The organism is Plantibacter sp. H53, assembly GCF_001650455.1.
Lineage (GTDB): Bacteria > Actinomycetota > Actinomycetes > Actinomycetales > Microbacteriaceae > Plantibacter > Plantibacter flavus_A.
In genome coordinates this window covers 1-5,077 of the sequence record NZ_LWCT01000041.1, presented here as the reverse complement: position 1 = coordinate 5,077, position 5,077 = coordinate 1, and the positions used below count along the sequence as shown (strand labels likewise).

Sequence of the window (5,077 nt, the reverse complement as noted above, 5' to 3'; positions counted from 1 at the left end):
GACCCGGATCGTCCAGCGGGGAGGGCTCAGCGCACCGCGGACGCGGCGCGGCAGGAGTCGCGCTCGACGAGGTGCACCGGGAGGACCGTGCTCCGGCGGTACCGCGCGTCGGGGCGGTCGAGGCGATCGATGATCCGTTCCGCCGCGAGTCGGCCGAGGGCCTCCGGGTCCTGCGTGATCACGGACACCGACGGTCGCAGGAGCTCGGCCAGGGGGAAGTCGCCGAACGCGACGAGTGGGAGCGGTTGCTCGGCGAGTGCGGGCAGCAACGCCATCGTGCAGACGGCGTTCGACGAGAACAGGGCCGTCGCCCGCGAGTCGATGGCCGCCAGCGCGCGCGCCGCCCCTTCGCGGGTCGCCGCACCGAGGGCGATGAGCTCCTCGTCGGCGGGCAGCCCGGCTTCGGTGAGTGCGGCCCGATACCCGCGCAGCCGCTCGGCGGTCGTCGGTAGGGCCAGCTGGTCGCCGACGAAGGCGATCCGGCGGTGGCCGTGCTCGACGAGGTGGGTCGTCGCCGCGAACGCCCCACCGAAGTCGTCCTGCGTGAACGCGTCGGCAGCGAGCCCGCCTGGCGCGCGGTCGACGAACACGAACGGCGTCCGCGACGCCCACGCTGCCAGTGAGCTCTGGTCGTCGCTGATCGGCGCGAGCACCACTCCGGCCAGCTGGCGTCGGAGCATCGGCTCGAGGACCGCGCGCTCGCGGTCCGGGTCGTCGCCGAGACTCGTCACGAGCGTCGACATGTCGTGGTCGCGCGCCGTCCGCTCCACCGCACGTGCGATCTCGGCGAAGAACGGGTCGACGATGTCGGGGACGGCGACCCCGATGACCGACGGGCGGCCCGAGCGGAACGCCGTCGCGAGGGAGTTCGGCACGTAGTCGAGCTCCCGCATGATCGACTCGACCCGTTCTCGGGTCGCCGGGAGGACGTGCGGGTCGTCGTTGAAGACCCGCGAGACCGTCTTCGCGCTCACGCCGGCGGCTGCGGCGATCTGGCGCATCGTGGCCATGCTCGGGTCCCCCCGTTCGGTCCTGCCGGTTCGGGTCAGCGCGCGGTGTAGCCGCCGTCGATCGGCAGCGAGACGCCCGAGATCATGCCGGCGGCGTCGCTCAGCAGGAAGGTGATCGGGCCGGCGATGTCGTCCTCGGTGGCCCACTTGCCGAGCGGCATCGCCTCGAGGAATGGGCCTTCGATGTCGGGCCGACCCCAGTACCAGGCGGACATCGGCGTCATCACGACCGTCGGGTTGACGGCGTTCACCCGGATGCCGTACTTCCCGAGTTCCAGGGCGGAGACCCGCGTGATGTTGTCGAGCGCGGCCTTCGACGAGCCGTAGGAGATGTGGCCGGAAAGCGCGACGAGGCTCGCCTGGCTGGAGACGTTCACGATCGCGCCGCCGCGTTCCTGGCGGATCATCTCGCGGGACGCGTACTTGGTGACGAGCAGTGACCCGCGTGCGTTGATGCTGATGACCTTGTCGAACACGTCGATGTCGGTCTCCTGAGGGGAGGCGATCTCGCCGCCCCAACCGCCGGAGTTGACGACGCCCCAGATGTCGCGTCCCTCGATCGCGTCGCGGATGCTGTCCTCCGAGGTGAGGTCGAAGGGCAGCGGTTCGGCGCCCGTCTCAGCGGCGATGGCGTCGAGGTGCTCGACGTTGCGACCGGAGGCGATCACCTGCGCGCCCGCTGCGACGAGGTGGCGGACGGTGGCGCCGCCGATGCCGCCGCTCGCTCCCGTGACGAGGATGGTGCGGCCGTTGAAGTCAGTCATGAGGTGGTCCGATCGACGTGATGAGGCCCGTGCGTCGGTGCACCGGGTCGGGAGCATCATAACCACGGAATGACGGTCATGTCACCCGTGACATGGATTTCTGTCGCACATGATGACACCGGTGACATCTGGTGTTGACACACGCATCCCCTGGACTTACCGTGAGTCGGGCGACGGCGCGACCGCGACCGGTCGGCTCCCAGGAGAGGTCAGGCATCACGATGAGCGGCACGACGACCACCGCCGGGACCGGCCTCGATGGCTTCGTCGACCTCGACGGCCTCATCGATCACGCCCGCTCGCTCGCCGCCACCGGGTCCCGCCGGATCCTCGGGATCGTCGGGGCACCCGGTGCGGGCAAGTCCACCGTGAGCGACGCGATCGCCGCGGCGCTCGGCGACCAGGCCGTGATCGTCGGGATGGACGGCTTCCACCTCGACAACGCCGAGCTCGTCCGCCTCGGGCGACGGGACCGCAAGGGCGCGCCCGACACCTTCGACGTCGACGGTTACGTCGCACTGCTGTCCCGCCTCGCCCGTGCCGGACGCACCGCCGATTCGCCGGGCACACCCATCTACGCACCCCGGTTCGACCGCTCGCTCGAGGCGTCGATCGGCAGTGCCGTCCTCGTCCGACCTGAGGTGCCGCTCGTGATCACGGAGGGCAACTACCTCCTGTTCGACGACCACGGCTGGCAGGGTGTCGCCGCGCATCTCGACGAGTCCTGGTACGTCGACGTGGACGACGAGGTCCGCCGCGACCGACTCATCGCCCGACGCCTCGGTCACGGACACCCGCGCGACGAGGCTGAAGCCTGGGTGCTCGGCGTCGACGAGCCGAACGCCCGCCTGGTCGACGCGACCAAGCAACGTGCCACCCGGATCGTCACGCTCGACGCATCGACGCCGGTGGAGACCGAATCCACCCACGGCGCCTGACCCACCCTGCAGCCCCAGCACGCTCGACCTGCACCACCCGGAACCCGCTCACCGACGAGAAGGCACCACATGACCCAGCTCTCCGACGCCACCCTCACCGCTCTCGACGAGCGGGTGGCCGTCCCCGCCTATGACCGCTCGGCCATCCGACCCGGCATCGTCCACTTCGGGGTCGGCGCCTTCCATCGTGCGCACGGGGCGATGTTCGTCGACCGCGTGCTCGGGCTCCCCGGCGACGAACACGCGTCCTGGGGGCTCGTCGGCGTCGGCACACTGGCCGGTGACGCCGCCATGCGGGACGCGCTCGGCGCTCAGGACCGGCTCTACACGCTCGTGACGACGAGTCCGGACGGCGAGGTCGAGGCACGCGTCGTCGGGTCGATCGTCGAGTACCTGTTCGCTCCCGACGACCCGGAAGCGGTCCTCGCCCGCGTGAGCGATCCGTCGACGCGGATCGTGTCGCTCACGATCACCGAGGGCGGCTACGGGGTGAACGATGCGACCGGGGCTTTCGAGCCGAGCGACGGTGCGACGCTCGCGGACCTCGACGGACTGCCGTCGGGGGCGCTGCCGCAGAGCCCGCTCGGGTTCATCACGGCGGCCCTCCGTGCCCGACGCGACGCCGGCGCGGTCCCGTTCACGGTCATGTCCTGCGACAACATCCAGGGCAACGGGCACGTCGCCCGGACCGCGATCCTCGCCTTCGCCGAGCGCATCGACCCGGCGCTCGCCGCCTGGATCGGTGCCGAGGCGCGGTTCCCGAACTCGATGGTGGACCGCATCACGCCGGCGACGACGGACGAGCAGCGTGCGTTCGTGTCCGAGCGGTTCGGGATCGACGACCGCTGGCCGGTGCTCTCGGAATCGTTCGAGCAGTGGGTGCTCGAGGACGACTTCTCCGACGGTCGTCCGCCATACGAGCAGGTGGGCGTGCAGCTCGTGGAGGACGTCGAGCCGTATGAGCTGATGAAGCTCCGGTTGTTGAACGCCTCCCACCAGGCGATGAGCTACCTCGGGTTGCTGGCGGGGGAGACGTACGTGCACGACGTCTGCCGCGACGAGCTGTTCTCGCGGTTCCTCCTCGGGTACATGCACGAGGAGGCGAGGCCGACGCTCGCGCCGGTCCCGGGCATCGACATCGACGCGTACTGTGCGGAGCTGATGCGCCGATTCGGCAGTGAGGCGATCAAGGACACGTTGGCGCGGCAGATCGTCGACGGGTCGGAGCGCATCCCGAAGTTCCTGCTCCCCGTGGTCCGTGAGCAGTTGCGGACCGGCGGCGGGATCGCGCGTTCGGCGCTCGTCCTCGCAGCGTGGAGTCGGTTCATCGAGGGTGTCGGTGACGACGGGCGGGAGCTTGCCCCGGTCGATCGGCGGTTGGCCGAGTTGCAGGCGGCCGTCGCGCAGGAGGCGGAGCGCCCTGGGGCGTTCCTGGACCTGGAGGTCGTGTTCGGCGACCTCGGATCGGACGCGCGACTGCGCGAGGCGTTCATCGCGGCGCGCGCGCGGCTGGCGGACGTCGGTGCGCGGGTGACGGTGGAAGAGGTCGTCGCCGCGGGGTGAGTCTGCGGAGGACGGGGCGCGCCCCGTGTGCCCTTCGACAGGCTCAGGGACCGGGGTGGCGGGGTTGTCGAGGACGGCGTCGTTCGCCGAGCGTGTCGTTTTCCCATCTCGGTCCCTGAGCTTGTCGAAGGGTGGTTCGCGTGTCGGTCCCTGAGCTTGTCGAAGGGCAGGCCTGTGCGGAGGCAGGCGGGTGCCTTGGTCTAGGCGGCGAGGTGGATGCGTCCGCCTCGGATGGGGGTTTGGTGGCGGTCGATGTGGCTGGGTGGGATGAACCAGGGGAGGCCGTTTTGGGTGGTGATGCTCCAGTGGTCGTCGTGGATGCGGTGGTGGTGGAAGGGGCAGAGGAGGATGCCGTTGTCGAGGTTGGTGGGGCCGCCTTGTGACCACCAGGTGATGTGGTGGGCTTCGGTGAAGGATGGTGGGTGGGTGCAGTCGGTCCAGGCGCAGCCGCCGTCGCGTTCGGCGAGGGCGAGTTTCTGTCCGCGGGTGAACAGGCGGGTGCTGGTGCCGAGGTCGAGGACTTGGGAGGGGCCGCCGAGGATCATGGGGATGAGGTTGGCGTCGGCGGCGAGGCGGCGCAGGGCGCCAGCTCCGATGGGTTCGTCGATGCCGTCGATGGTGGCGGTGCCGAGGCCGGTTTCGAGGGTGTCTCGGTCGGTGCGGATGATGACGGTGACGGGGGTGAGTTCGGTGGCGGCGCCTTTGCAGCCGGCGAGGTGGCGGAAGGTCTCGGTGAGGGCGATGGCGCGTCGTCGGTCGATGGGGATGAGGGTGGGCCCGTGGGGCATGGGGTGACCGGAGT

5 protein-coding genes are annotated in these 5,077 nt (G+C 70.4%); 2 read left to right on the top strand and 3 right to left on the bottom strand.

Translation table 11 applies throughout. The annotated features are described in order from the left end of the window. Positions 1–26 precede the first annotated feature (26 nt). Complete coding sequence (locus A4X17_RS14540) at positions 27–1,010, bottom strand: LacI family DNA-binding transcriptional regulator (RefSeq protein WP_064296394.1); 984 nt, start codon at positions 1,008–1,010, stop codon at positions 27–29. Between the two features lie 35 nt (positions 1,011–1,045). Beyond that, positions 1,046–1,774 (bottom strand): SDR family oxidoreductase, encoded by a 729-nt coding sequence (locus A4X17_RS14535; protein ID WP_064296395.1) that lies wholly within the window; start codon positions 1,772–1,774, stop codon positions 1,046–1,048. Positions 1,775–1,995: 221 nt separating this feature from the next. Between A4X17_RS14535 and A4X17_RS14530 the strand changes: the two genes are divergently transcribed. Continuing rightward, complete coding sequence (locus A4X17_RS14530) at positions 1,996–2,712, top strand: nucleoside/nucleotide kinase family protein (protein ID WP_064296393.1); 717 nt, start codon at positions 1,996–1,998, stop codon at positions 2,710–2,712. 69 nt (positions 2,713–2,781) lie between these two features. Then, positions 2,782–4,275, top strand: a complete 1,494-nt coding sequence (locus A4X17_RS14525) for a mannitol dehydrogenase family protein (protein WP_064296392.1) — start codon at positions 2,782–2,784, stop codon at positions 4,273–4,275. 200 nt (positions 4,276–4,475) lie between these two features. On the opposite strand, the gene A4X17_RS14520 is transcribed toward A4X17_RS14525, so the two are convergent. After that, positions 4,476–5,077 (bottom strand): HNH endonuclease signature motif containing protein (locus A4X17_RS14520; RefSeq protein WP_231884404.1); only part of this gene is annotated, 602 nt, incomplete at its 5' end.

What these genes read in the sequence shown, in the direction of transcription:
- A4X17_RS14540 (WP_064296394.1), bottom strand. Translation starts at nt 1,010, where the DNA reads ATGGCCACGATGCGCCAGATCGCCGCAGCCGCCGGCGTGAGCGCGAAG.
- A4X17_RS14530 (WP_064296393.1), top strand. Translation starts at nt 1,996, where the DNA reads ATGAGCGGCACGACGACCACCGCCGGGACCGGCCTCGATGGCTTCGTC.
- A4X17_RS14535 (WP_064296395.1), bottom strand. Translation starts at nt 1,774, where the DNA reads ATGACTGACTTCAACGGCCGCACCATCCTCGTCACGGGAGCGAGCGGC.
- A4X17_RS14525 (WP_064296392.1), top strand. Translation starts at nt 2,782, where the DNA reads ATGACCCAGCTCTCCGACGCCACCCTCACCGCTCTCGACGAGCGGGTG.